Origin of the sequence: Pseudomonas izuensis, assembly GCF_002356535.2 — a bacterium.
Lineage (GTDB): Bacteria > Pseudomonadota > Gammaproteobacteria > Pseudomonadales > Pseudomonadaceae > Aquipseudomonas > Aquipseudomonas izuensis.
The window spans coordinates 2,614,813-2,636,272 of the sequence record NZ_AP017423.2 but is presented as its reverse complement, the minus strand read 5'-3'; the positions used below and the strand labels follow the sequence as shown (position 1 = coordinate 2,636,272).

Here is a 21,460-nt window from a genome sequence, read left to right as displayed (position 1 = left end):
CTTGTCATAACGAGTTATGACGTGATCTTAAAGTTCTAATGAAGGACCTGAGAAATATTGTTTGGGCATAAGGTTAGATGCGCGGTGATATCTCATGTGGGAGCGAGCCTGCTCGCGAAAGCCTCGGTACAGTCAGCGTTGATGTTGGCTGACACTGCGCCTTCGCGAGCAGGCTCGCCCCCACAGGTTCAGATGCGTCAGGCGATGCGCAAGGCGCGCAAGTCCAGCTGGCCATCTTTGAGCGGCGGGCACCAGTAGTAGCCACCGGTGATCGGTCGGCTGATACGGTACAGACCGTCGGTGATGCCGTCTTCCAGACCGCTCATGCGGCGCAGCTGGACTTCAAAGGCGTCGAGGGAAAAACCGAAGGCCAGGAACATCAGGCCGGCGCGCTCATCTTCGATCCATGGCATCGAACGACGGACGATGAAGGCTTCAGGTGAAAAGCTCTCCTGTGCGGTGCGTTTGACGTGGGCCGAGATCGGGGCGTCATCGAGTTCTTCGTTGTCGCTCAAGCGCCGGCCCATGATGTCGTCCGTTTCATGGGATGGCATCCCGTGGAAACGCTTCAGATCATGTTGCCACTGCTGGATCGCGGCGAAGCTGCCACCGACCGTGCCTTCAACACCCTCGCCCACCAGCGCCGCAGCCGCAGCGGCTTCGTCGCGGGGGTTTTCAGTGCCGTCTTCGTAGCCGGTCAGGTCATGGCCATCGCGGTGGCGGAAGCCTTCGGTCACCTGGACCAGGCGCAGGGCCGGGGCCAATGCGGCGGCAAGAGCGTTGCTGCGATTGAGCAGTTCGCCACGGTCGGTACCGTGCAGCCAGCACCACAGCGCGTGTTGCGTCGACGGGTTATCCACGCCCACGCCGGTCAGTGCCGGGAACGGCCGTAGCCCTTCAATGTTGCCATCGAGCGCCTTGACCAGGGATTCACCGAAACCGACCACCGCCGACTTGCCGTCCACCTGTTGCACCAACTTGTCGAGTGCGGCCGGCAGATCGGCAACGGATTCGAGGGCGAAGAACATATGGCGGGCGTGAGGCGGAACAGGGGTGGCGAGAATGCCCGGCTGGTAGTGACTCATGTGAACTCCTTCAGAAAGAACACGAAGTTTAACCGCAGCACCGATGGTTGTGTGCGGCGAGGTCAAAGATTGCGGTCTACGCTTGAGACACAAGATCCAGACCCTCAACCCCTCTATTCTGCCTATTAGCGCCGGAAACCCTACTGTAGGAGCGAGCATGCTCGCGAAAAACGCCCAAGCGCCGCGGGATACCTGATAGCCCGCGTCATCGTTCACGACCATCGCGAGCATGCTCGCTCCTACAGGGTGCTGGGGGTGGCAGCAGGGTTCGCGGGTGACATTTCATATGGGGTAGCAACATGAGCACAGCAGATCTCCTTGGCAACCTGTTTCCCGAGGCCGACAGAATCCCGGAAAAATATCGCCTGGACGGCCAGATCGAGCAGCGTGAATACCTGGTCGACGGCACGTTGAAAACCTGGCCCGGTCCCCTCGCTATAGTACGCAGCCCGGTCTATCTGAGCAGTGCTGCGGGTGACGAACAAGTGATCCTTGGCAGCACGCCGCTGCTGGATGCCGACACCGCACTGACCGCCCTGGACGCTGCCGTCCGCGCCTACGACCGCGGCCAGGGTTTGTGGCCGACCATGCGCGTGGCCGAGCGCATCCAGCATGTCGAAACCTTTTTGGGGCGCATGCGCGAACAGCGCGAAGCGGTGGTCAAGTTGCTGATGTGGGAAATCGGCAAGAACCTCAAGGACTCGGAAAAAGAGTTCGACCGCACCTGCGACTACATCGTCGACACCATCAACGCCCTGAAGGAACTCGACCGCCGCTCCAGCCGCTTCGAACTGGAGCAGGACACCCTTGGCCAGATCCGCCGCGTACCGATGGGCGTGGCGTTGTGCATGGGGCCCTACAACTATCCGTTGAACGAAACCTTCACCACACTGATTCCGGCCTTGATCATGGGCAACACGGTGGTGTTCAAGCCAGCCAAGCTGGGCGTGCTGTTGATACGTCCGCTGCTGGAGGCCTTCCGCGACAGTTTCCCGGCCGGGGTAATCAACGTGATCTACGGCAGCGGCCGCGAGACCGTCAGTGCCCTGATGGCCAGCGGCAAGATCGATATTTTTGCGTTCATCGGCACCAACAAGGCCGCCAGTGACCTGAAGAAACTGCATCCGCGCCCGCATCGCTTGCGCGCGGCGCTGGGGCTGGATGCGAAGAACCCCGGCATCGTCCTGCCGGAAGTGGACCTGGACAACGCCGTGAACGAAGCGGTCACCGGCGCCCTGTCATTCAACGGCCAGCGCTGCACGGCACTGAAAATCCTGTTTGTCCACGAAGACGTGGTCGATGCCTTCATCGAGAAACTCAACGCCAAACTGGCCACGCTCAAACCCGGCATGCCATGGGACAGCGGCGTGGCCCTGACGCCCCTGCCGGAGTCAGGCAAGGTCGATTACCTGCACGCACTGGTAGCCGATGCCATCGACAAAGGCGCAAAAGTGGTTAACCCCAATGGCGGCGAAGCCCGCGCGTCGTTCTTCTACCCGGCGGTGCTGTACCCGGTGACGCCGCAAATGCGTGTCTATCAGGAAGAACAGTTCGGCCCGGTGGTGCCGATCGTGCCTTACCGCCACCTGGACACGGTGATCGATTACGTCCTGGAGTCGGACTTCGGCCAGCAATTGAGCATCTTCGGCACCAACCCGGTAGCGGTCGGCCGGCTGGTGGACACCTTCGCCAATCAGGTCGGGCGCATCAACCTCAACGCCCAGTGCCAGCGCGGCCCCGACACCTATCCCTTCAATGGCCGCAAAAACTCCGCCGAAGGCACCTTGTCGGTGCATGACGCGTTACGGGTGTTTTCGATCCGCACGTTGGTGGCGACCAAATTCCAGGAGACCAACAAGGAGTTGATCAGCGAAATCATCAGCGGACGCAGTTCGAGCTTTTTGACCACTGACTACATTTTCTGAGGAGAGTGAACCTGAGCACATCCACTACCCCTCGACTGCCACCGCTGCTGCGCCGGCTACTGCGTCCGTTGATTGACCCATACCAGCGCTATCGGCATGCCAAGGTGATTCACGCGGTGCGCGTGTCGGTGGGGTTACTGGCGACTATCCTGCTGACCACCGGCATCCATCTGCCCCACGGTGAGTGGGCATCGGTGACGATGCTGGTGGTGATCGGCGGTTTACAGCACCATGGCAATATCGGCAAAAAAGCCGCCGAACGAGCCATCGGCACCCTGGTCGGCGCCGCTATCGGTCTGGTGCTGGTGGTGCAACAGGCCTGGCTCGGCATGCCATGGCTGACCTATTTCGCGATGGCGGTGATTTGTGGGTTTTTCTCGTACCACGCCATCGGCAAGGGTGGCTATACCGCGCTGCTGGCCGCGATTACCGTGTTCATCGTTGCCGGACATGGCGACAATCCGGTCACCGACGGCCTATGGCGCGGGGTGGATATCCTGATTGGCATTGCCTTGGCCCTGGCATTTTCCTTTGCCCTGCCTCTCTATGCGGTCTATTCCTGGCGCTACAACCTGGCCGACGCCTTGCGCGACTGCGCGGCGATCTACGGGCGCATTATCGACGGCCAACCCGTCACGGCTGAGGAACACCTCAAGCTGATGGGTCGCCTGAACACGGTCATGGTGCAACTGCGCTCACTGATGCCATCGGTATCGAAAGAAGTGAAGATGTCGATGACCGAGCTCGACGCCATTCAACGTCAACTGCGCACCTGTGTCAGTACCCTGGAGATTCTCGGCAATACCCGACCGGATGCCAGTGACTCCGACGCCATGGCTCAACTGCAATCGACGTTGAAGGCGGAACACCGGCTGATTCGCGTGCAGCTGATTGGCATGGCCAGGGCACTGAAGTCAGGCGCCACCCAACGGCTGAGTCGAACCATGGAGTTGCCGGCCGTCAGCCTTGATGCGCCGATCTACAATGCGCTGGACGGTTATCGATTGTTGACTCAACAACTGGCAACCAACATAGGTGAGATGCGCCAGCGGCTGGCTAAGTCTGCACCACGCTGGAACATCTAGTCTTTTGTTTGACAGAAAGTAAATGACACCCCGCGCAACACCTTATAGAAAAATACAGTTTCGAATAAAACTCACATCATCATCACCGGATAAGCTTTTTTTGATAGTCGAAACAAAGCATCTTACTAAAATAACCATCTTCAATAGAGGCTCTGCACCAACCAGATAAAAGGAATTTACCGTGATTGGCAATATCATCTCCAATCCCCTAAATAACTCCCAATCATTTCAATATATAGAAGTACAAAGCAACCATGGAAACAAGCGCCTCATACTTGATGAGACTAGCGGAATATGTTATCAACTTAATGAAACACACAACACGACCGAATCCGAATTCACGCTGCACCCGATAACAAAAACAGACATACAAAATCTAAATATAACATTTATCAACAAAATAATTCATTGCAAGCCCGCAGAAATGGCGAAGGGGCCCCGCCTGACAACTACCATCCTCGGGCAATTCCATACGACAAGCTCAATCCCCAATCGATTCCAAGCCATCATGAACTTGGATAAATCGGAACAACTCAATTACAAACAGCTATCCAACCATGAGCGAACAGAGGCTCTCCGCTGCGAGCTTATATCGCTGATAGATGAAGATTTGAAAGCACAACTTTCATCAGTCCTGAAAGAATGGGAAACCTTCGGCGTATCCGCAAGCGAGGTTGACTTATCAGCGTATACCGACTTCAAATCGTTCTACGATGAAATAATGGCTAACGCCATCGTGAAAGACGACTATTCGAAAGTCGACTTCTCCGCCCAACATATTAAGCCAGAAATTACAGATGCACGTTGCCTCAACGCAAAACTGACACCCTTGCAACTCTTCAAAGCCGCTTTCCAACTGGGTGACATCCCAGCCGTCTCCAATTTTCGCTTTATGGACAACCCTGCCAGCAAAGATGATGGCAAATACAGGGAATGGATGTTCCACTTTGACAACAGCAATTATGCTGCTGAGTTCAAAATCATAACCACTCGCAAAACAGGAACAATAGAAGCCAATACGGAACAATGCCTGGCGGCCTTCCCTTACGATACCAACCAATTCATTCGCTACACCCGCTCCGAAGCCGCCACAAAATTCCTCACATTGGAAAGTCTCGAAAATGAATTTCGCGAGGTTCCTGGTGCACGCTATGTCGTCATCAAAAACCCGGATAACGACATTCCCATAGAGACTGGCATTCGCACCGAAATGATCCCGCACCATCGCTCTGCCAGCAACAAGGACGGGCTGGACCACGGCGAGAGTCGAAGTGCTGAATTAATGACATTCCACAGTTCAGGCAGATGCCAGCCATTTCTTTCTCCTGAAGAACTGGCACAAGCTGTCAATCTCAACCCCTTACAGCGTTTCGTGTTGGGTGGATTTAAAAACAGCGACCCAGCCAAATTCATGGAGTACATGGGTCAACAAAAGCCACTGCTTAACGCCCAGATACGAAAAATCATTAACAAAAATGCAATCAAACCGCTTGAAAGCATTACCGTAGCGAAATTCAGCCACACCGGCATCAAGGTGACCAACGAAACCCTTTTCAAAAAGCAGATCGATACGTACGACAATCTTCCGGAAGTACTGGAAAAAATTCCCCGTTTGATACAGGGAAGCGATGGACTGAAGGAGAGAATACTCCAGATGGTTCCAATGCTGATGAACTACGACCAAAATGCGGAACTTAAACCCGACTGTTCAGAAAACAAAGCATTTCCCGCGCGGACTCAGCTGAGAGAAAGAACAAATGAAGCGTTTCTCGCACCACTGACGCGCGATCTGGAAAAAATCCAGTTCACGATTGATCCCCTTTACCTGATTCCCATGGGCGAAATCATTGGCATTGCGAAAGACATCAATGAGTTTTACACATGGCACAATTCAAAATTAAAAGACGTGCATCCCAACAATGGACTTCTGAGCCTATTTGAAAGCCGAGCAGAACTCGCCAATGAATATGTCAGCCAACTTCCACTCAGGGCAACGCATCCTGAAACCCATCAAACGCTTTGTCTCTTCCTGTACTACATGATTGATGATCTTGACACCGCTCATCAGATATTTCTCGATAACAACATCATGGTAGACGACGTCCAATTCGACACCATCAAACAGCAGAAAGAACGACTTCTGCAGCATTTCATCACAGTACGACTGATGAGTGACAGCGTCTCAGACGACAGATAAATACCAATCATCTAAGCCTCCCAACAAACGGACTGGTGCTACCTGGTCCGTTTTTTTAAATACGCCACAAGACCGCCAGCATGCCGATCACAAACTATCGAACACCCATCAGTGGATTCAACACACTTAATGCAAACTCTCAGCCCCATATAGCCAGACTCACCAATAGCAAAAATAGCGGTGAATACATCAGTGCCGATGCAATACTGGCAGGAAGCGACAGCAGCATCATACACATGACGCAACCTACCGCTAAAAACTTAGAGCCTGTCAATCTCTCATTGGAAAACAAACGATTGCACGGGAAACATGATGCCTTTTCACCCTATATGCTTCACTTGATTGATGACCCGGCCCTGTTGACCTTCGCCGAAAGCGTACTCTACGCCGCTGAAAATAGAACGCTGGCCGCTCTTAATCTTGACAACCCTAATGAAACAAGACACCGCACCACAAGACGCTTAGCTCAAAAAAATATTACAGATTTTTATAATAACGGCCCGAACTCAATTATCTTTCAAAACAATCATTCAAGCGCAATGACATTGAATGGATCGCCTTTTCTGGAACAAACTCCAACGAAGCCCTACTTCCCTCATCAAAAAATCATTACCCCAGACTTTACGGCTTATCGAAGCAATCCGGAGGTCCCGAGACCCAATCTCTTTGACTGTGGACTCAGGGACGACAGTAGAGTTTTCTTCAACAGCTTTCCTATTGTGCAGTTGGCACAGCACAATTCAGATATTTACCTAAAGGAATCAACTTCCCGCCCCGAAAATAAAACGCCTAATAAAACACGATATTTCAGCGAAATGATGGATTATTTGATCCAGAAAGGAAGTTCGGGAGATTTCATCGTACAAAATGCTCTAGAAACCAGTTCCGACAAAAAAATGGCTCACTTTGTGTTTATTCCCGAAAACATCCCTCTTCCTTTATTTTTTCGTGCAACTCAGCACGACAGCCATTTCAACGGTGACTTGGTTGATTGGTATTTACCCACCATTCGCAGGTCCATCAACTTGCAAAATGTTGATTGGAGAGCAGAAACCGAACAATTGCAATCACAGTGCGCCACTCTACTCGACAATCACCACATCAGTACCACGCCGTTATTCAGAAAGCTGAACCATGACCTGATTGAAATTTTTCTGATTTTCAAAAAAGACTGCTCGGACGAATGGAACCTGACCCCCTCAGATATCAAAAATGCTCCCGGCTGGCTTGAGGCCAGCGGGACATTTATTGCGGACAGTGACAAGGCACAGGCTTTCAGCACCCTTGGAGCAGATAATTATTATGCGTCTTACTGTGTAACGGGTGAAAAAATGGACTCCATCCTGAATACTTTTACACGCTGAACCTATGACTGCGTCATCGTCCGTCGAAACTTCAGGCTCCAACCCTGCTGCATCCCGGCAGCAGCCAGCAGAATCGCGGCAACCCCGATCCATTGCATCAGTTCCAGACGATGACCGAAGGCAAACCAGTCGACGAAAATTGCCGCGATCGGATAGATGAATGACAGCGCGCCAGTCAATGCCGTCGGCAACTTCTGGATCGCGCCGTACAGCAATACGTACATCACGCCGGTGTGCACCATACCCAGGGTGATAAGACTGCCCCACGCACTTTGGCCCTGCGGGAGTGCCGAGAAGTGCGCGAATGGCGCGAGCAGCAACACACCGGTGCTGACCTGAACCAACGCGATCAAATGCGGTGGCGTGCCGGTCAGGCGCTTGATGATCAGCGCGGCAATCGCGTAGAGAAATGCAGCGCCCAACGCCAGCACAATGCCGATCAGGTATTCATTGCCGCTCTCGCCCTGCCCGCCATGGGCGCTGACGATCGCCAGCATCCCGAGAAACGAAACGCCCAGCCACGCCAGTTTCTGCAAGGTGATTTTCTCGTTGAGGAATACCGCGGCCAGGCCCACCAGCATGAACGGCTGCACGTTGTAGACGGCGGTGCCGATGGCAATCGAGGCGCGGGAATAGGAGGCGAACAACAACACCCAGTTGCCGACGATCGCCACGCCGCTGAGTACGGCCAACAGGAACGTGGTGCGGGTCAGGATGCCGGGCCGCAGGAAGCCGAATACCGCGCAAATCAGCAACAGCGCGCCGGCACCAAACAGGCAGCGCCAGAACACCACGTCCAGCACCGGTTGCCCCGATACCAGCACAAACCAGCCGATGGTCCCGGAGATCAGCATGGCGGCGGTCATTTCGAACGAGCCGCGACGAATTGTTTTGTCCATTTCCAGACTCCTCTGTTGATGGGCAAAGTATGCCAACCAGCCTAGGCGCTTCTCCAGCGCAAAAATCAGGCTAAACTCGGAATCTGCCTTTTTTATCAAGGCGATTTTGAAAAACTGCCTAATAGAGGACTTCGCCATGACCGATGACATCGACCAGGTGCTGATCACGGCATTGATGGAAGACTCGCGACGCTCGCTCAAGGCCCTGGCGCACCTCAGCGGCTTGTCTTCGCCCAGCGTTGCAGAGCGCCTGCGTCGCCTCGAAGAGCGCGGTGTACTCAAGGGCTACACCGTTGAAATCGATCCGAAATGCTTCGGCTATCAACTCCAGGCCATCGTGCGCATTCGTCCGCTACCCGGCCAGCTACAGGAAGTTGAACGGCAAATCATGGCCATTCCCGAGTTCACCGAGTGCGACAAGGTGACCGGCGACGACTGCTTCATCGCGCGCCTGCATGTACGCTCGATGGAACAACTGGACACCCTGCTGGACCGGCTCAACACCCACGCCGAAACCAACACCGCGATCGTCAAGAAAACCCCGGTCAAACGCCGGTTGCCCCCGATGGCGTGAATGAAGTTTTGTTCGAAGAGGCGTAAATTGACCGTTTTCCAGCTAAGGATTGGCGGTATGAAACTTCGGTTGATGTTGCTGGCAGCGCTGATGCTGTCGGGTTGCGGCACAGTGCAGACGGTTGTACGTGGAGACGACGTGGCCGCAAAGAGCCTCAGGGAGAAAAATAGTTACTGCGGCGCAGTTCCCCGAATCTACAGCGGTGTGACATATGACTTCTGCTATCTGAACGCGCCTTTGGAAAAAGGACGGGACGCGCAGGTCCATGACAGCGCTCCCGCCATTGTGCTGATCGATGTGGTCCTTTCCGGCGCCTTCGACACCTTGCTGCTGCCCTACACCCTCTACCGGCAGCAAGCTGATGGAAGCATCATCATTACCGAATAACCCTGAATGCCAGACAATAAAAAACCCGCCGAAGCGGGTTTTTTATTTAACGCTGACAATCAGTCATCGCGGCTCATGATGCCGAACAGCTGCAACAGGCTGATGAACAGGTTGTAGATCGATACATACAGGCTGATGGTGGCCATGATGTAGTTGCGCTCGCCGCCATGAATGATGGCGCTGGTCTGGAACAGAATGCAGACCGAGGAAAACAGCACGAAACCTGCGCTGATCGCCAGTTGCAGGCCGCTGATCTTGAAGAAGAAGCTGGCCAGGGTCGCACCGAGCAGAACGAAGAAGCCCGCGGTGATGAAACCGCCGAGGAAGCTCATGTCCTTGCGGGTGATCAGCACGTAGGCCGACAGACCACCGAACACCAGTGCCGTCATCGCGAAGGCCGAGCTGACCACTTCAGCGCCGCCCTGCATGCCCAGGTAACGGTTGAGGATCGGGCCCAGCAGGAAACCCATGAAACCGGTCAGGGCAAATGCCGATACCAGGCCCCAGGCGGAATCACGGAGTTTGTTGGTGAGGAAGAAAAGGCCGTAGAAGCCGATCAGCACCACGAAAACGTTCGGGTAGCCGACCCGCATCTGCTGAGCGATGTAAGCCGTCAGACCGCTGAATGCGAGGGTCAGGGCGAGCAAGCCGTATGTGTTGCGCAGGACGCGGCTAACCTCTAGCTGCTCAGCCTGCAAGCTGTTATTAACTGCGTAATCCTGTTCGCGCATGGCGACACTCCTGTTGGTTTGAAACGTTCAGTCGCAAAGATCATAACAGACGCCCTGTAACAAGCTATGCAGAGAGTTTGACAGTGTGTTTCATTCAGGTATTATGGCGCCCGCAACGCAAACGGAGGTGTGGCCGAGTGGTTTAAGGCAACGGTCTTGAAAACCGTCGACTGTAACAGGTCCATGAGTTCGAATCCCATCGCCTCCGCCATCTTTATACGACAAAGCCCTGATTATTCAGGGCTTTGTCGTTTCTGGGGTTTGGCGAAATCCGCGACGCTGGGCATGTGTTCCATAATTATTCTGGATGTGTTCCAGAACTCAGCTGAATGTTCCCCTCCCCCGGCCTCCTGCAAAACCTGAAAAATCCTTCATTGAACCTGGTACTACGCTGATCTCATAACCGAGGATTCGTGATGCCCAACTCAGATCTGCTCCCTTCCCGCGCGACACACTTCCTGACCCGAAAGCTTAACGAGGTGAGTGCAGAGATGAGCGGCAAGAAGCGCTCTGGCCTACTCGAGAAGCACTTTCGACAATTCACGCACATATCCGCCTACTACTCTGGCAGCCCTGGACAGCGGATGCTGGTGAGTAAACGCCAGGGCAATCGTGCGTTTAATCTGCGGCTTATCGATTCGCACCGCATCCAGCAAGCCGCGTTCTACATCCTCCTGTACTGCCAGATAAGGCAGGATAGTGAACGCCCCGCCAGCCGCCGCCACGTCTTTCATTGCATTGAGTGTATCGACTTCGATCGCCACGTTCAGCGACAGCTGATGTTTGCGTGCCAACTGGTCCAGGGTGGTGCGCAATCCGTTGGGGCGTGAAGGCAGAATCAGCGGAAAATCCGGCAAGGCAGCGAACTCGATTGATTGCCCGAGCCCGCAGAGGCTTGCGGCCTTCCCCACCAGATACGTATCGACGACCCCCAGCGTTTCTTCGTCCCGGGCGTTGGAAATGCCGTACCGGTTAACCACGATCAGGTCCAGGGCACCGGCGGCCAGTTGTTCATCGAGGTCACCGCTGAAGCCTTCGACTACGTGCAGGTGCACGCCGGGGGCATGGGTTTGCAGCGCCGTGAACAGCATCGGCAGCAACCGGCGTGACATCGACGGCAAGATCCCGATGTGCACCGTGCCCGCCGGTACGCCCGAGGATTCCCTGACCAAAGTTTCCAGGCGCTCGGCCTGGGCAAGCAGCAAGCGAATCTCCGGCAGTACCAGCCGACCGAAATCCGAAACGACCAGGCCGCGCCCGGTACGCACGAACAGCTGATCGCCCCACTCCGTCTCCAGTTGCGCCAATTGCCGACTGACCAGTGATTGAGCGGTGCCCAGCGCTACCGCCGTTCGGGAAATAGACCCGAGCTCGTCCATCAGCAACACGCTTTGTAGCTGTTTCAGATTCATCGATCCTGTCCTCGCACCCTCTTGCAGTGGTCGGAACATAAACGACCACCAAGCAGCGCGCCATCACTTTTTGATGTATCTGATATCGCCTTCATGACACTTCCAGATGGCCAAGGTGCTCCCTAGACTCGCATCAGACCTGAAGCCACCGAGAGCCATCATGGCCCATAACAATAAAATCAGTCCGCCAGCGTTATCGCTGTTCGACCCGTCCAGTGTCGCCATCATTGGCGCATCCGAAGACCCGAACAAAGTCGGCGGCCGCCCCATTCATTACATGCTCAAGTTCGGCTACACCGGCACGATCCTGCCGATCAACCCCAAGCGCGAGTCGGTGCAAGGCCTGCGTTGCTATCCGGACCTGGATGCGCTGGGCATCGTTCCCGACGCCGCCATCATCGCGGTCTCGGGCCAAGCGGCAGTGGATGCAATCAAGGCCTGCGCCCTGTCGGGTGTAAAAACCGCCGTGGTCATGGCCTCAGGCTTTGCCGAGACCGGTGAAAGCGGCCGTCAGTTGCAGAATGAACTGGTGGACTTCGCCCGGCATCACGGCATGCGCCTGATCGGCCCCAACGCCCAGGGCTTCGCCAATTTCGCCAACGGCGCGGTGCTGAACTTCAGCACCATGTTCATGGAAGTAACGCCTGTGGACGGCCCCATCGCCATTGTCAGCCAAAGCGGTGCGGCCAGCGTCATGCCCTATGCGATGTTGCGTGAACAGGGTTATGGCGTGCGCTACCTGGCAGCCACCGGCAACGACGCCGATCTGGGCGTGTCGGAGCTGACACGGATGCTGGTGGACGACCCGCAGGTCCGCCTGATTCTGGTCTACGTGGAGACTGTTTCGAATCCGCAACTGCTCGCCGAGGCGGCCCACATTGCCCGGCAAAACGGCTGCCAAATCGTGCTACTTAAAGGCGGCGTGAGTCACAAAGGCGCTGCTGCCGCCGCCTCGCACACCGGCGCCATGGTGGGTCAGGACGGCGCCCTCGACGCATTTCTCGACAAACACGGCATCTGGCGTGCCCACGACATACACGAACTGGTCAATGCAGCACCGTTGTACCTGAGCAGTTTTGCTCCGGGCGCGGGCCGCACCGTGGTAATGAGCCACAGCGGCGCCGTGGGTGTGCTGTGCGCCGATGCCGCCGAACGTGTCGGGCTGCCACTGACCGAATTGGCAGCGCCAACCCTGGAACGCCTCAAAGGTCTGATCCCTGACTTCGCCAGCGCCGCCAATCCACTGGACCTCACCGCCGCCCTGCTTGGCAACGGCGGGATGTTTCCTGCCGTTCTCGATGTGCTGGGCCAAGACCCCGAGGCGGACATGTTTCTTATCGGAATCCCCGTGGCAGGCCCGGGCTACGACGTGCCGGGGCTCGCCCAAACCACCGCGCGATTCATGCAGCACACCGGCAAGCCCGTGGTGATGACCGCGCCTCAAGCGGATGTCCGGGCGCAATTCCAGCAAGCCGGCATTCCAGGCTTTCGCAACGAAAGCGAAGCGGTGTCGGCGCTTCGTCAGTACGCCCGGCACTGCCAATGGCAAGGTTCAACACTCCCCGCTGCCAGGGCAACCACTGTCAGTGCATACGCTGGCCTGCTCGATGAAGCGCAGAGTCTGGCCCTGTTGGCACATGCCGGGGTGCCGGTCGTCGAGCATCAGGTGTGCCATGACGCCGATAGCGCAGCCCGGATCGCCACTGAGTTCGGCGGGCGCATCGTCGTCAAGGGATGCGCAGCGCAGGTACCGCACAAGAGCGAACACGGCCTGGTCCACCTCAACCTCGGCGATCCGCAAGCGGTGCAGGACGCCGCGCAGCGCTGCCTGGGCGCCCTGGACTCACTGGGTGTGCCCCACGGTCGACTGATCGTCGCGCGCTCGGTCAAAGGCCTGCATGAATTCATGCTCGGTGTCGTCGTCGATCCATTGTTCGGTCCGCTGGTGGTCATCGGTGAAGGCGGAACCCTGGTCGAGATTCGCAAGGACACCGTGTCATTGCTCGCCCCTTTCACCGAGGCGCAAGCAAGGCAAGCGATCGAACGACTGCGCATTGCCCCGGTGCTCAAGGGCGCACGCGGCCAACCATCACTCGATGCCGAGGCCCTGGCCCGGGCGGCGGTGGCGCTGGGGAATTTTGCCCTGCAACACCAGACGAACCTGCTGAGCGTCGACATCAACCCGGTCATGGTCATGGCCGAAGGCGTGGTCGCTGTCGACGCCGTTATCCAATACAAGGAGGCATCATGAGCATCAGTCATCTCGATCAACAACGCAGCGTCCTGATTGACGTCAAGGATCAGGTGGCACTGGTGACGCTCAATCGCCCGGCCAACCTGAATGCGGTGAATCAGCACCTGCGTAGCGCATTGATTGCCGCGCTGGCACAGCTCAATGAAGACCCGGCGGTCAAAGCCGTGGTCCTGACCGGTGCCGGTGACCGCGCCTTTTGCGCCGGCCAGGACCTGGAAGAAGCCAGCACGGTCGACTGGAAGCAGATTGCCCCTTGGCTGAGCGCGCAACGCGCCATGTACCAGGCCGTTCGCGATCTGGACAAGCCTTGTGTGGTCGCCATCAACGGCGTCGCCGCCGGCGCGGGCATGCAATTGGCGCTGTGTGGCGACTGGCGGATTGCCTCACCGGACGCCCGCATTGGTCAACCTGAAGTGAAAGCGGGCCTGGCGAGCATCGTCGGCTCCTACTTGCTCTCCTTGCACGTCGGCCTGACCCATAACACGCAACTGTCGTTGTCCGGCGAACTCATCAACGGGCAGCGCGCCCATGAGATCGGGATGGTGACAGAGCTGCATGCTTCAGACGTACTCGGCGCGGCCCTTGCCCGCGCACGTTCGATGGCGCAGCTGCCCACGACCGCTATCCGCCTGTCCAAACAACGTTTCCGGGCGCTGACGCAACCCGGCTTCGACGACGCCTGCACCGCCGGCATCCGCGCCCAGCTCGAATGCTATGCCAGCGATGAACCACAGACCTTGATGAGTGCGTTTCTCGACGCCCGTGCACGCAAAGGAAATACGCCATGACTGCCTATCAACATCACCTCATCGACGGACGCTGGACGCCGGCACAATCCGCCGACCGCACCCGCGTCTTCGACTCCGCGAGTGAAGCCGAACTGGGGCACGTCGCCCACGGCACAGACGCAGAAATCGGCCTTGCCGTTCAGGCCGCAAAAAACGCCTTCGCCTCATGGTCAGCGCTGCCGGTGAGCGCACGAGCCGACTTCGTGCGCGGGATCGCCAACCAACTGGAAGAACACGTTGATTCCCTCGCGCGGGGCATCGCCGCCGAGGTCGGCATGCCGCTCAAGCTGTCACAGCGCATACAGGTGCAAGCCCCCATTCTGGCCTGGCGGGCGACGGCTGATCTGGCGGCCGATTGCCTGGCGGATGCCCGGGTCGGCAACTCCACCATCACCCATGTCCCGGTGGGCGTGGTCGGCGCAATCACGCCGTGGAACTACCCGTTGCACCAGATCACCGGCAAGGTGGCCGCCGCCTTGGTCGCCGGTTGCACCGTGGTGCTCAAACCCTCGGAGCTGGCTCCCTGCACAGCACGTGCGCTGGGTGAAGCCGCGCTGGCCGCCGGCCTGCCCAACGGCGTGCTGAACATCGTCCTGGGCGATGCGGCTACCGGTCAGGCCCTGGTTGATCATCCCGATGTCGCCTTGTTGTCGTTTACCGGCTCCACCGCCGTGGGCCGGCGCATCGCCGCCTCGGCAGGCCAGGCCCTGAAGCGGGTTGCACTGGAACTGGGCGGTAAATCAGCGTGCATCGCGACAGCCGATGCCCCGGCCGAGAACGTCGTCCGCCAGGTGATCGGCTCGTGCTTCCTGAACTCGGGTCAATCGTGCAATTCGCTGACTCGCCTGCTGGTCCCTGTCGAGCGGTATGACACCTACCGCGCCTTGCTGGCCGATGCCGTGACGCGCCTGACGCTGGGCGATCCCATGGATTCGGCCACGCGCATGGGGCCATTGGTGTCAGCGGCGCATCGCGACCGTGTACACGCCGTGATTGCTGAGAGCCAATCCCAAGGATTTGACCTGATTGCCGGCGGCAGCCAGGCACCGGTGCCGGCGACGGGTTACTACATCGCGCCGACCATTTTCGGACGAGTCCCGCCTCAATCGACGCTGGCGCAACAGGAAGTGTTCGGTCCGGTGCTCAGCGTCATCACTTACGAAACCGAACAGCAGGCCATCGAGATTGCCAACGGCACGGCCTATGGCCTGGCCGGTGCCGTCTGGGCGGCCGATGTCGATCACGCCCTTCGCCTCGCACTTCAACTGCGCGCCGGTCAGGTCGATGTCAATGGCGCGCCCTATAACCCGGCGGCTCCCTTTGGTGGCTTCGGCGATTCCGGCCTCGGTCGAGAAGGCGGGACCTATGGCATCGAGGAGTTTGTCGAGGTCCGTGCCATTCAGATGCCAGTTGCCAGTACCAAGGAGAAATCATGAACTTCACTCAGATCGAACTCGGCCGTTTTGGTGCTCAAGAGTACGTTGCGGTCGTGACGCTGATGCGCCCCGACAAGATGAACGCGTTGACCAAAATCATGGAGACGGAACTGCGCGAAGCGTTTGCCCGACTGGATCGCGACGACAGCGTGCGCGTCATCGTGCTGACCGGTAACGGCCGGGCGTTCTGCGCCGGCATGGACATCGATGAACTCGAGGTGCTGCCACCGGACGACATCAGTGAAATGGCCTGGATGCGCGCCTATGACATGAACCGTCGCGCCGACTATCAAAGCCGTTACTCGTATTTCCCCGGTGTGCGCAAACCCATTATCAGCGCGATCAACGGCGCTGCTGCGGGATTGGGTTTGGTGTTGGCGCTGTACAGCGACATGCGTTTTGCCAGTGAAACCGCCGTGTTTTCCACGGCCTTCGCCAAACGTGGATTGATTGCCGAGCACGGCATTGCGTGGCTGCTGCCGCGTGTTGTCGGGCCCGGGCACGCCGCGGACTTGCTGCTCTCGTCACGCAAGGTTTCGGCGCAGGAAGCGTTGAGCATGGGCCTGGTCGAACGGCTGTTCGCGCCGGATACCCTGTTGGACCAGACCCTGAAATACGCCGAAGACCTGGCCCTGAATGTCTCGCCGCGTTCGATAAAGGTCATCAAGCAACAGTTGGGCGAATCACCCTTCCAGACACTCACCGAGTCCATCACCCAGGCCAACCGGGAGATGTTCCTGAGCATCCAGAGTGATGATTTCAAGGAAGGTGTGGCGCATTTCATGGAGCGACGACCGGCACGTTTCAGCGGCCGCTGATTTCTCCAGACAACCTTCAGAGCTGCCACAATCCCCGGCGTACAGTCGTCAAGACGTCTCGCTGGGGATCACAGGGCATTGAAATCACGAGCACTCCATAAAAATAACAAGGAGTCAGCGATGACTATTCTCAATACCGCAGAACAGCCAATCGGCGTGCAGGACCCTGCCCTCGCCGAATCGACGTTCAAGAAAATCATGTGGCGATTCATGCCGCTGTTGTTCCTCTGCTACGTCGTCAGCTATCTCGACAGGATCAACGTCGGCTTCGCCAAGCTGACCATGCTCAACGATTTGTCCTTCAGCAACGCGGTCTACGGCCTGGGCGCCGGCGTGTTCTTCATCGGCTATTTCTTTGCCGAAGTGCCGAGCAATCTGATCCTGCACCGCGTTGGCGCGCGACGCTGGATCGCGCGAATCATGATCACCTGGTCGCTGATCTCGGCGGCGACTGCGCTGGTGCAGACGCCGATGCAGTTCTATATCGCGCGGTTTTTTCTGGGCATCGCCGAAGCGGGCTTTTTTCCTGGCATCGTGCTCTACCTCACCCTTTGGTTTCCCGCCCATCGCCGGGGCAAGATGGTCGCGCTGCTGATGGCCGGCAACCCGGTGTCCGGCATCCTCAGTGGGCTGGTGTCGGGCTATATCCTGCACACGATGAACATGGTCCATGGCCTGGCAGGCTGGCAATGGCTGTTCATCATCGAAGCCGCACCGGCACTGATACTCGGGTTGGTGGTGATGTTCTTTCTCACCGACAAAGTTGACGACGCGCACTGGCTGAGCAACGAGCAGCGAGCCATCGTTGCCGAAGAAATCAGCCTGGACAACCGTGCCAAAACCCACAGTTCGGTTCGTCAGGGACTGCTCGGCGGGCGAGTATGGCTGATGTGCTCCATTCTGTTCCTGCTGGTCATGGGCACCAGCACCATCGGCTTCTGGCAGCCAAGCATCATCAGCAATTCCGGCATTACCGACCCGAGAATGATCGGTGTCATTTCGGCGGTGCCTTACCTGGCGGCGCTGCTGGGCATGTACCTGGCCGGTAAAAGTTCCGACCGCCACCGTGAACGTCGCTGGCACGCGGTCATTCCATTGTTGGTGGCAGTGCCCGGGTTCCTGATTTGCGCCTTTTTCCCGCTGACGCCCTGGCTGGCGATTACCGGCCTGATCATTGCGACGGCGGGGATCATCACGTCCCTGCCCATGTTCTGGGCACTGCCGACCTCATTCCTGGGAGGTGCCGGGGCAGCGGCGGGTATTGCGCTGATCAATTCCACGGGCAATCTCGCCAGCTTTGCCGGCCCTGCGTTGCTCGGTTTCCTGAAGGACCTGACGCAATCAATGACCACCGGCCTGGTCATCGTCGCGGGCTGCGTGTTTGTGTCGGCCATGATCATCCTGGTGTTCGTACCCGCCAGGATGGTCAACCGATAGTCTGCCTTTCCTGTTGTAAAACCCATCACAGCTTCTGGCGACAACCCGGCAGAAGCTGCATCAAAGGACGAGTGATTGAAGTGACCACCATGAACAGCCCAATGAAGATCGATGCGGTACCGGCCAATCAACTGGAAGCCGAATACTTCGAGTACAGCAAGGCGGCCAATCCGATCAGCGCCAACCTCATTACCCGAATTCCCTACCACAACTTTCCAGCGTCACTCTGTGACAGCGGGCCCTCTCGGGTCATACCGCTGGACTTGAGCGACGCCCTTGGCTGTGAAGGTCCCGCGACCGGGCCGGGGTTGTGCGCGAACTTCATCCGCCTCAACACGGGCGACAGCCTGACGCTTCAACCCAACGCCACCTCACAGGTGTTTTACGTGATTGCCGGCGCAGGAGAAGTCATCCAGGGTGAGCACAGCATTGAGTGGTCCCAGGGCTGCTTCATTGCGCTACCGGGTCTTCTGGATGCCCGCTTCAGCGCGACCGAGGACGCCCGGCTCTACTACGTTCATGACGAACCCCTGTTGCGCTATCTCGGTGTGACCCGCAGCACCGATCGCTTCGCTCCCACGCTGTATCCCGCGCAGACAGTCAACGCGAAGCTGCGTGTAGCCGCCAATGATCCGCGCGCGCAAGACCGCAGCCGCATCAGCATCTTGCTTGGCAATAGCAATTTCCCGCAAACCAGAACCGTGACCCACGTGCTCTGGGCCATGTATGGAATTCTGCCGGCCGGCTCGATCCAGAAACCTCACCGGCACCAGTCCATTGCGCTGGATTTCATTATCGATTGCCCGACAGGCTGCTACACCCTGGTAGGGACGGAGCTGGATGTCGATGGGCGAATTCGTAACCCGGTTCGGGTGGATTGGGCTCCGGGGTTGGCATTTGTGACACCACCCGGATACTGGCACGCCCATTTCAATGAGTCGGATCAGGAAGCGTTTCTGATCCCGATTCAAGATGCGGGCTTGCAGACACATCTTCGTTCACTGGATATTCGCTTCAGCTGAAACAGGCTGGCCACATCCCTTGTTGCTCTACCCTTCGCAACCGGGCGGGGTGTTGCCGGTGTGGTCAGCAGTAAATCCCAATTGCTGTTTGCGCGGGAGGTAGCCCGGACCGCCTTATCTGCGGGATAGGCGGAAAGAGGACAGCACTGTGAAGTGCTATCTTTCGTCAGGGTGAAAGAGCGGGTACCACTTCAAAGTATCGACCGTATGGTTCCACCTTCGATGCGCATGGCCATGCCATTGAGCGCCGGTGATGCGGCCAGGTGCAGGACGCTGCAAGCCACTTCTTCGGGCTCGATCATGCGTCTGATCAGTGATGTGGGTTCGGTTTCGTCAAAATAATCGTGTACCACCTGTTGTGCCGAGATGCCCTTCTCTTCCGCGATTTCCCGGTGATAGCGCTTGACCGCCTCGGTGGAGGTCGGCCCGGGCAGTATCGAGTTGACGCGCACCGCTGTGCCTTTGGTCAACTCAGCCAGGGCCCTGGAAATACCCAGCAGACAGGTTTTCATCGCGCCGTAGTGAACCATCCACGGCTGAGGCTTTACGGCGGATTCACTGCTGATAAAGACGATCGACCCGTGCCCGCGATTGAGCATATCCCTCATGACAAGGCGAGTCATGCGCACACCGCTCATGACATTGACGTTGAAGTAATGAAACCACTGGGCATCGTCCGTTTCGAAAAAGTCCCTGACCTCGAATATCCCGACATTATTGATCAGGAAGTCGATCGGGCCGGACGCCTGGGCCATCTCGACCAGGCGCTCCGCCGCCCCGTCCTGCGTCAGATCGGCAACCAGGCCCTGACAGGAGTCGCCCAGTTCTTCAACCGCCGCATTCACTTCGTCTGCCAATAGCCCGCTAATGACAACCTTCGCACCTTCGAGAATGAAGCGTTGGGCGATGGCCTTGCCAATGCCTGTCGCCCCGCCTGTGATGAGTGCGGTTTTGCCAGTCAGTTGATAATCCATGAAAGCTGCCTTGTTTGTTGTTATGCGCAAAATCTTGCCCCAGGCTCGGGCTGAAGTCTTTCAAGGGTTGCAGAAGACTGCTTTAACAAATCTCTGAAAATGGGTGCTTGACCTGCCGTCATGAGGGTGTGAGATGCGGGCCAATCCTCGCTATCAGAAAATCAATAAAAACCCTGACACGATGGGGTAGTTGCTGTCCCGGGCCGATGAACACCGCATGAATCGCCTCGGTTTCACCGCTGTTGTATTGCTCCAGCAGCGGCATCAAACGCCCCGACTCGATATCGGCATTGATATGGAAGCTCGCCAGTCGAGCGATACCCAATCCAGCCAGCGCAGACTGGCGCATGCTCTCGCCATCGCTGAACAAGGCGTTGCCTTTGGGCTCGATTTCGATGCGCTGGCCTTCGGCGTCGCGATAAACCCAGGCCTGCGAATGACGATGAAAACCAAAGCTCAGCCGATTATGTCGCTGCAGGTCTTCCAGGGTTTTCGGCTGACCGTAGCGCGCGATGTACGCCGGTGACGCCACTGTGATCATTCGACTTTCACCCAGACGACGCTGAACCAGGCTCGACTCCTTCATCGGTCCGGTACGTATCGCGACATCCGCGCGTCGTTCCAGTAGATCCACAACGGTATCGGTCAGCTCCACGTTCAGGGTGATGTCCGGGTAAGCCGCCAGAAAATCAGGCAATTGCGGTAGCAGGCAATGCAGGCCAAAAGGAAGATTGGCATTGACCTGAATCAACCCGCTAGGTTTGGCTACATTGGCAATATCACGCTCGGCGCAGTCAATCAGCTCAAGAATCCGCAGGCATTCATTGTTGAATCGCTCGCCTTCGGCCGTGAGTTCAAGGCGTCGGGTAGAGCGATGAAGTAAACGCGCACCCAGTCGCGTTTCCAAACGGGCGATCAACTTGCTCACCGCAGAGGGTGACATGTCCAGACGCCGGGCGGCCTCGGAGAAGGTGCCGGCATTAACGACTCGGGTGAAGACTTCCATTTCGCCGGAGCGGTTGATGTCTTTGAGATTTAGCATGAACTGTATTCACAGATACTTGTAGTTAGA

At 57.3% G+C, this 21,460-nt stretch carries 18 protein-coding genes and 1 tRNA gene; 13 read left to right on the top strand and 6 right to left on the bottom strand.

Annotated features, from left to right (window positions below; genetic code table 11):
- Positions 1 to 197 precede the first annotated feature (197 nt).
- A complete protein-coding gene (locus tag LAB08_RS11890; RefSeq protein ID WP_096512018.1) occupies positions 198 to 1,085 on the bottom strand; it encodes a Dyp-type peroxidase in 888 nt (295 codons plus the stop codon).
- Between the two features lie 299 nt (positions 1,086 to 1,384).
- Here LAB08_RS11890 and LAB08_RS11885 point away from each other — a divergent pair, with 299 nt between their 5' ends.
- The 4 genes from LAB08_RS11885 to LAB08_RS11870 all read left to right on the top strand — a co-directional run bounded on the left by LAB08_RS11885 (position 1,385) and on the right by LAB08_RS11870 (position 7,656).
- Positions 1,385 to 3,010, top strand: coding sequence for an NADP-dependent glyceraldehyde-3-phosphate dehydrogenase (locus LAB08_RS11885; protein WP_096512019.1), 1,626 nt, complete (start codon positions 1,385 to 1,387; stop codon positions 3,008 to 3,010).
- 44 nt (positions 3,011 to 3,054) lie between these two features.
- Positions 3,055 to 4,095, top strand: a complete 1,041-nt coding sequence (locus LAB08_RS11880) for an FUSC family protein (protein WP_096515440.1) — start codon at positions 3,055 to 3,057, stop codon at positions 4,093 to 4,095.
- Between the two features lie 181 nt (positions 4,096 to 4,276).
- Positions 4,277 to 6,292, top strand: a complete 2,016-nt coding sequence (locus LAB08_RS11875; RefSeq protein ID WP_096512020.1) for a hypothetical protein — start codon at positions 4,277 to 4,279, stop codon at positions 6,290 to 6,292.
- An 80-nt stretch (positions 6,293 to 6,372) separates the two neighbouring features.
- Positions 6,373 to 7,656, top strand: coding sequence for a hypothetical protein (locus LAB08_RS11870; RefSeq protein WP_157755720.1), 1,284 nt, complete (start codon positions 6,373 to 6,375; stop codon positions 7,654 to 7,656).
- Positions 7,657 to 7,658: 2 nt separating this feature from the next.
- On the opposite strand, the gene LAB08_RS11865 is transcribed toward LAB08_RS11870, so the two are convergent.
- Positions 7,659 to 8,555: a DMT family transporter gene (locus LAB08_RS11865; protein ID WP_096512022.1), complete on the bottom strand. Its 897-nt coding sequence runs from the start codon at positions 8,553 to 8,555 to the stop codon at positions 7,659 to 7,661.
- Positions 8,556 to 8,691: 136 nt separating this feature from the next.
- On the opposite strand from LAB08_RS11865, the gene LAB08_RS11860 reads away from it, so the two are divergent.
- Both LAB08_RS11860 and LAB08_RS11855 read left to right on the top strand, forming a co-directional pair.
- Complete coding sequence (locus tag LAB08_RS11860) at positions 8,692 to 9,129, top strand: Lrp/AsnC family transcriptional regulator (RefSeq protein WP_096512023.1); 438 nt, start codon at positions 8,692 to 8,694, stop codon at positions 9,127 to 9,129.
- 57 nt (positions 9,130 to 9,186) lie between these two features.
- Positions 9,187 to 9,516: a YceK/YidQ family lipoprotein gene (locus LAB08_RS11855; protein WP_096512024.1), complete on the top strand. Its 330-nt coding sequence runs from the start codon at positions 9,187 to 9,189 to the stop codon at positions 9,514 to 9,516.
- 59 nt (positions 9,517 to 9,575) lie between these two features.
- On the opposite strand, the gene LAB08_RS11850 is transcribed toward LAB08_RS11855, so the two are convergent.
- Entirely contained in the window at positions 9,576 to 10,247 is a 672-nt protein-coding gene (locus tag LAB08_RS11850; protein WP_096512025.1) for a Bax inhibitor-1/YccA family protein, read from the bottom strand.
- Positions 10,248 to 10,370: 123 nt separating this feature from the next.
- On the opposite strand from LAB08_RS11850, the gene LAB08_RS11845 reads away from it, so the two are divergent.
- A tRNA-Ser gene (locus LAB08_RS11845) sits at positions 10,371 to 10,458 on the top strand.
- 304 nt (positions 10,459 to 10,762) lie between these two features.
- On the opposite strand, the gene LAB08_RS11840 is transcribed toward LAB08_RS11845, so the two are convergent.
- Complete coding sequence (locus LAB08_RS11840; RefSeq protein ID WP_096512026.1) at positions 10,763 to 11,659, bottom strand: LysR family transcriptional regulator; 897 nt, start codon at positions 11,657 to 11,659, stop codon at positions 10,763 to 10,765.
- A gap of 160 nt (positions 11,660 to 11,819) precedes the next feature.
- Between LAB08_RS11840 and LAB08_RS11835 the strand changes: the two genes are divergently transcribed.
- The 6 genes from LAB08_RS11835 (at position 11,820) to LAB08_RS11810 (ending at position 19,414) form a co-directional block, all read left to right on the top strand.
- Positions 11,820 to 13,910: an acetate--CoA ligase family protein gene (locus tag LAB08_RS11835; RefSeq protein ID WP_096512027.1), complete on the top strand. Its 2,091-nt coding sequence runs from the start codon at positions 11,820 to 11,822 to the stop codon at positions 13,908 to 13,910.
- Positions 13,907 to 14,701, top strand: coding sequence for an enoyl-CoA hydratase/isomerase family protein (locus LAB08_RS11830; protein ID WP_096512028.1), 795 nt, complete (start codon positions 13,907 to 13,909; stop codon positions 14,699 to 14,701). Before LAB08_RS11835 ends, LAB08_RS11830 begins: the two co-directional genes overlap by 4 nt.
- Positions 14,698 to 16,137 (top strand): aldehyde dehydrogenase family protein, encoded by a 1,440-nt coding sequence (locus tag LAB08_RS11825; protein ID WP_096512029.1) that lies wholly within the window; start codon positions 14,698 to 14,700, stop codon positions 16,135 to 16,137. Before LAB08_RS11830 ends, LAB08_RS11825 begins: the two co-directional genes overlap by 4 nt.
- Positions 16,134 to 16,955, top strand: coding sequence for an enoyl-CoA hydratase (locus LAB08_RS11820; protein ID WP_096512030.1), 822 nt, complete (start codon positions 16,134 to 16,136; stop codon positions 16,953 to 16,955). Before LAB08_RS11825 ends, LAB08_RS11820 begins: the two co-directional genes overlap by 4 nt.
- Positions 16,956 to 17,075: 120 nt before the next feature.
- The gene (locus LAB08_RS11815) at positions 17,076 to 18,392 is read left to right on the top strand and encodes an MFS transporter (RefSeq protein WP_096512031.1); all 1,317 of its coding nucleotides are present in this window, start codon (positions 17,076 to 17,078) and stop codon (positions 18,390 to 18,392) included.
- 89 nt (positions 18,393 to 18,481) lie between these two features.
- A complete protein-coding gene (locus tag LAB08_RS11810; RefSeq protein ID WP_096512032.1) occupies positions 18,482 to 19,414 on the top strand; it encodes a cupin domain-containing protein in 933 nt (310 codons plus the stop codon).
- A gap of 191 nt (positions 19,415 to 19,605) precedes the next feature.
- On the opposite strand, the gene LAB08_RS11805 is transcribed toward LAB08_RS11810, so the two are convergent.
- Together LAB08_RS11805 and LAB08_RS11800 are read right to left on the bottom strand one after the other, a co-directional pair.
- Positions 19,606 to 20,388, bottom strand: coding sequence for an SDR family NAD(P)-dependent oxidoreductase (locus LAB08_RS11805; RefSeq protein ID WP_096512033.1), 783 nt, complete (start codon positions 20,386 to 20,388; stop codon positions 19,606 to 19,608).
- A 118-nt stretch (positions 20,389 to 20,506) separates the two neighbouring features.
- Positions 20,507 to 21,430, bottom strand: a complete 924-nt coding sequence (locus LAB08_RS11800) for a LysR family transcriptional regulator (protein ID WP_096512034.1) — start codon at positions 21,428 to 21,430, stop codon at positions 20,507 to 20,509.
- Between the last annotated feature and the right edge of the window lie 30 nt (positions 21,431 to 21,460).

Bases quoted from the DNA above. Each gene is read 5' to 3' on its own strand.
- LAB08_RS11850 (WP_096512025.1), bottom strand. From the start codon at position 10,247: ATGCGCGAACAGGATTACGCAGTTAATAACAGCTTGCAGGCTGAGCAG.
- LAB08_RS11805 (WP_096512033.1), bottom strand. From the start codon at position 20,388: ATGGATTATCAACTGACTGGCAAAACCGCACTCATCACAGGCGGGGCG.
- LAB08_RS11890 (WP_096512018.1), bottom strand. From the start codon at position 1,085: ATGAGTCACTACCAGCCGGGCATTCTCGCCACCCCTGTTCCGCCTCAC.
- LAB08_RS11885 (WP_096512019.1), top strand. From the start codon at position 1,385: ATGAGCACAGCAGATCTCCTTGGCAACCTGTTTCCCGAGGCCGACAGA.
- LAB08_RS11815 (WP_096512031.1), top strand. From the start codon at position 17,076: ATGACTATTCTCAATACCGCAGAACAGCCAATCGGCGTGCAGGACCCT.
- LAB08_RS11860 (WP_096512023.1), top strand. From the start codon at position 8,692: ATGACCGATGACATCGACCAGGTGCTGATCACGGCATTGATGGAAGAC.
- LAB08_RS11855 (WP_096512024.1), top strand. From the start codon at position 9,187: ATGAAACTTCGGTTGATGTTGCTGGCAGCGCTGATGCTGTCGGGTTGC.
- LAB08_RS11825 (WP_096512029.1), top strand. From the start codon at position 14,698: ATGACTGCCTATCAACATCACCTCATCGACGGACGCTGGACGCCGGCA.
- LAB08_RS11800 (WP_096512034.1), bottom strand. From the start codon at position 21,430: ATGCTAAATCTCAAAGACATCAACCGCTCCGGCGAAATGGAAGTCTTC.
- LAB08_RS11830 (WP_096512028.1), top strand. From the start codon at position 13,907: ATGAGCATCAGTCATCTCGATCAACAACGCAGCGTCCTGATTGACGTC.
- LAB08_RS11870 (WP_157755720.1), top strand. From the start codon at position 6,373: ATGCCGATCACAAACTATCGAACACCCATCAGTGGATTCAACACACTT.
- LAB08_RS11835 (WP_096512027.1), top strand. From the start codon at position 11,820: ATGGCCCATAACAATAAAATCAGTCCGCCAGCGTTATCGCTGTTCGAC.
- LAB08_RS11820 (WP_096512030.1), top strand. From the start codon at position 16,134: ATGAACTTCACTCAGATCGAACTCGGCCGTTTTGGTGCTCAAGAGTAC.
- LAB08_RS11865 (WP_096512022.1), bottom strand. From the start codon at position 8,555: ATGGACAAAACAATTCGTCGCGGCTCGTTCGAAATGACCGCCGCCATG.
- LAB08_RS11840 (WP_096512026.1), bottom strand. From the start codon at position 11,659: ATGAATCTGAAACAGCTACAAAGCGTGTTGCTGATGGACGAGCTCGGG.
- LAB08_RS11810 (WP_096512032.1), top strand. From the start codon at position 18,482: ATGAACAGCCCAATGAAGATCGATGCGGTACCGGCCAATCAACTGGAA.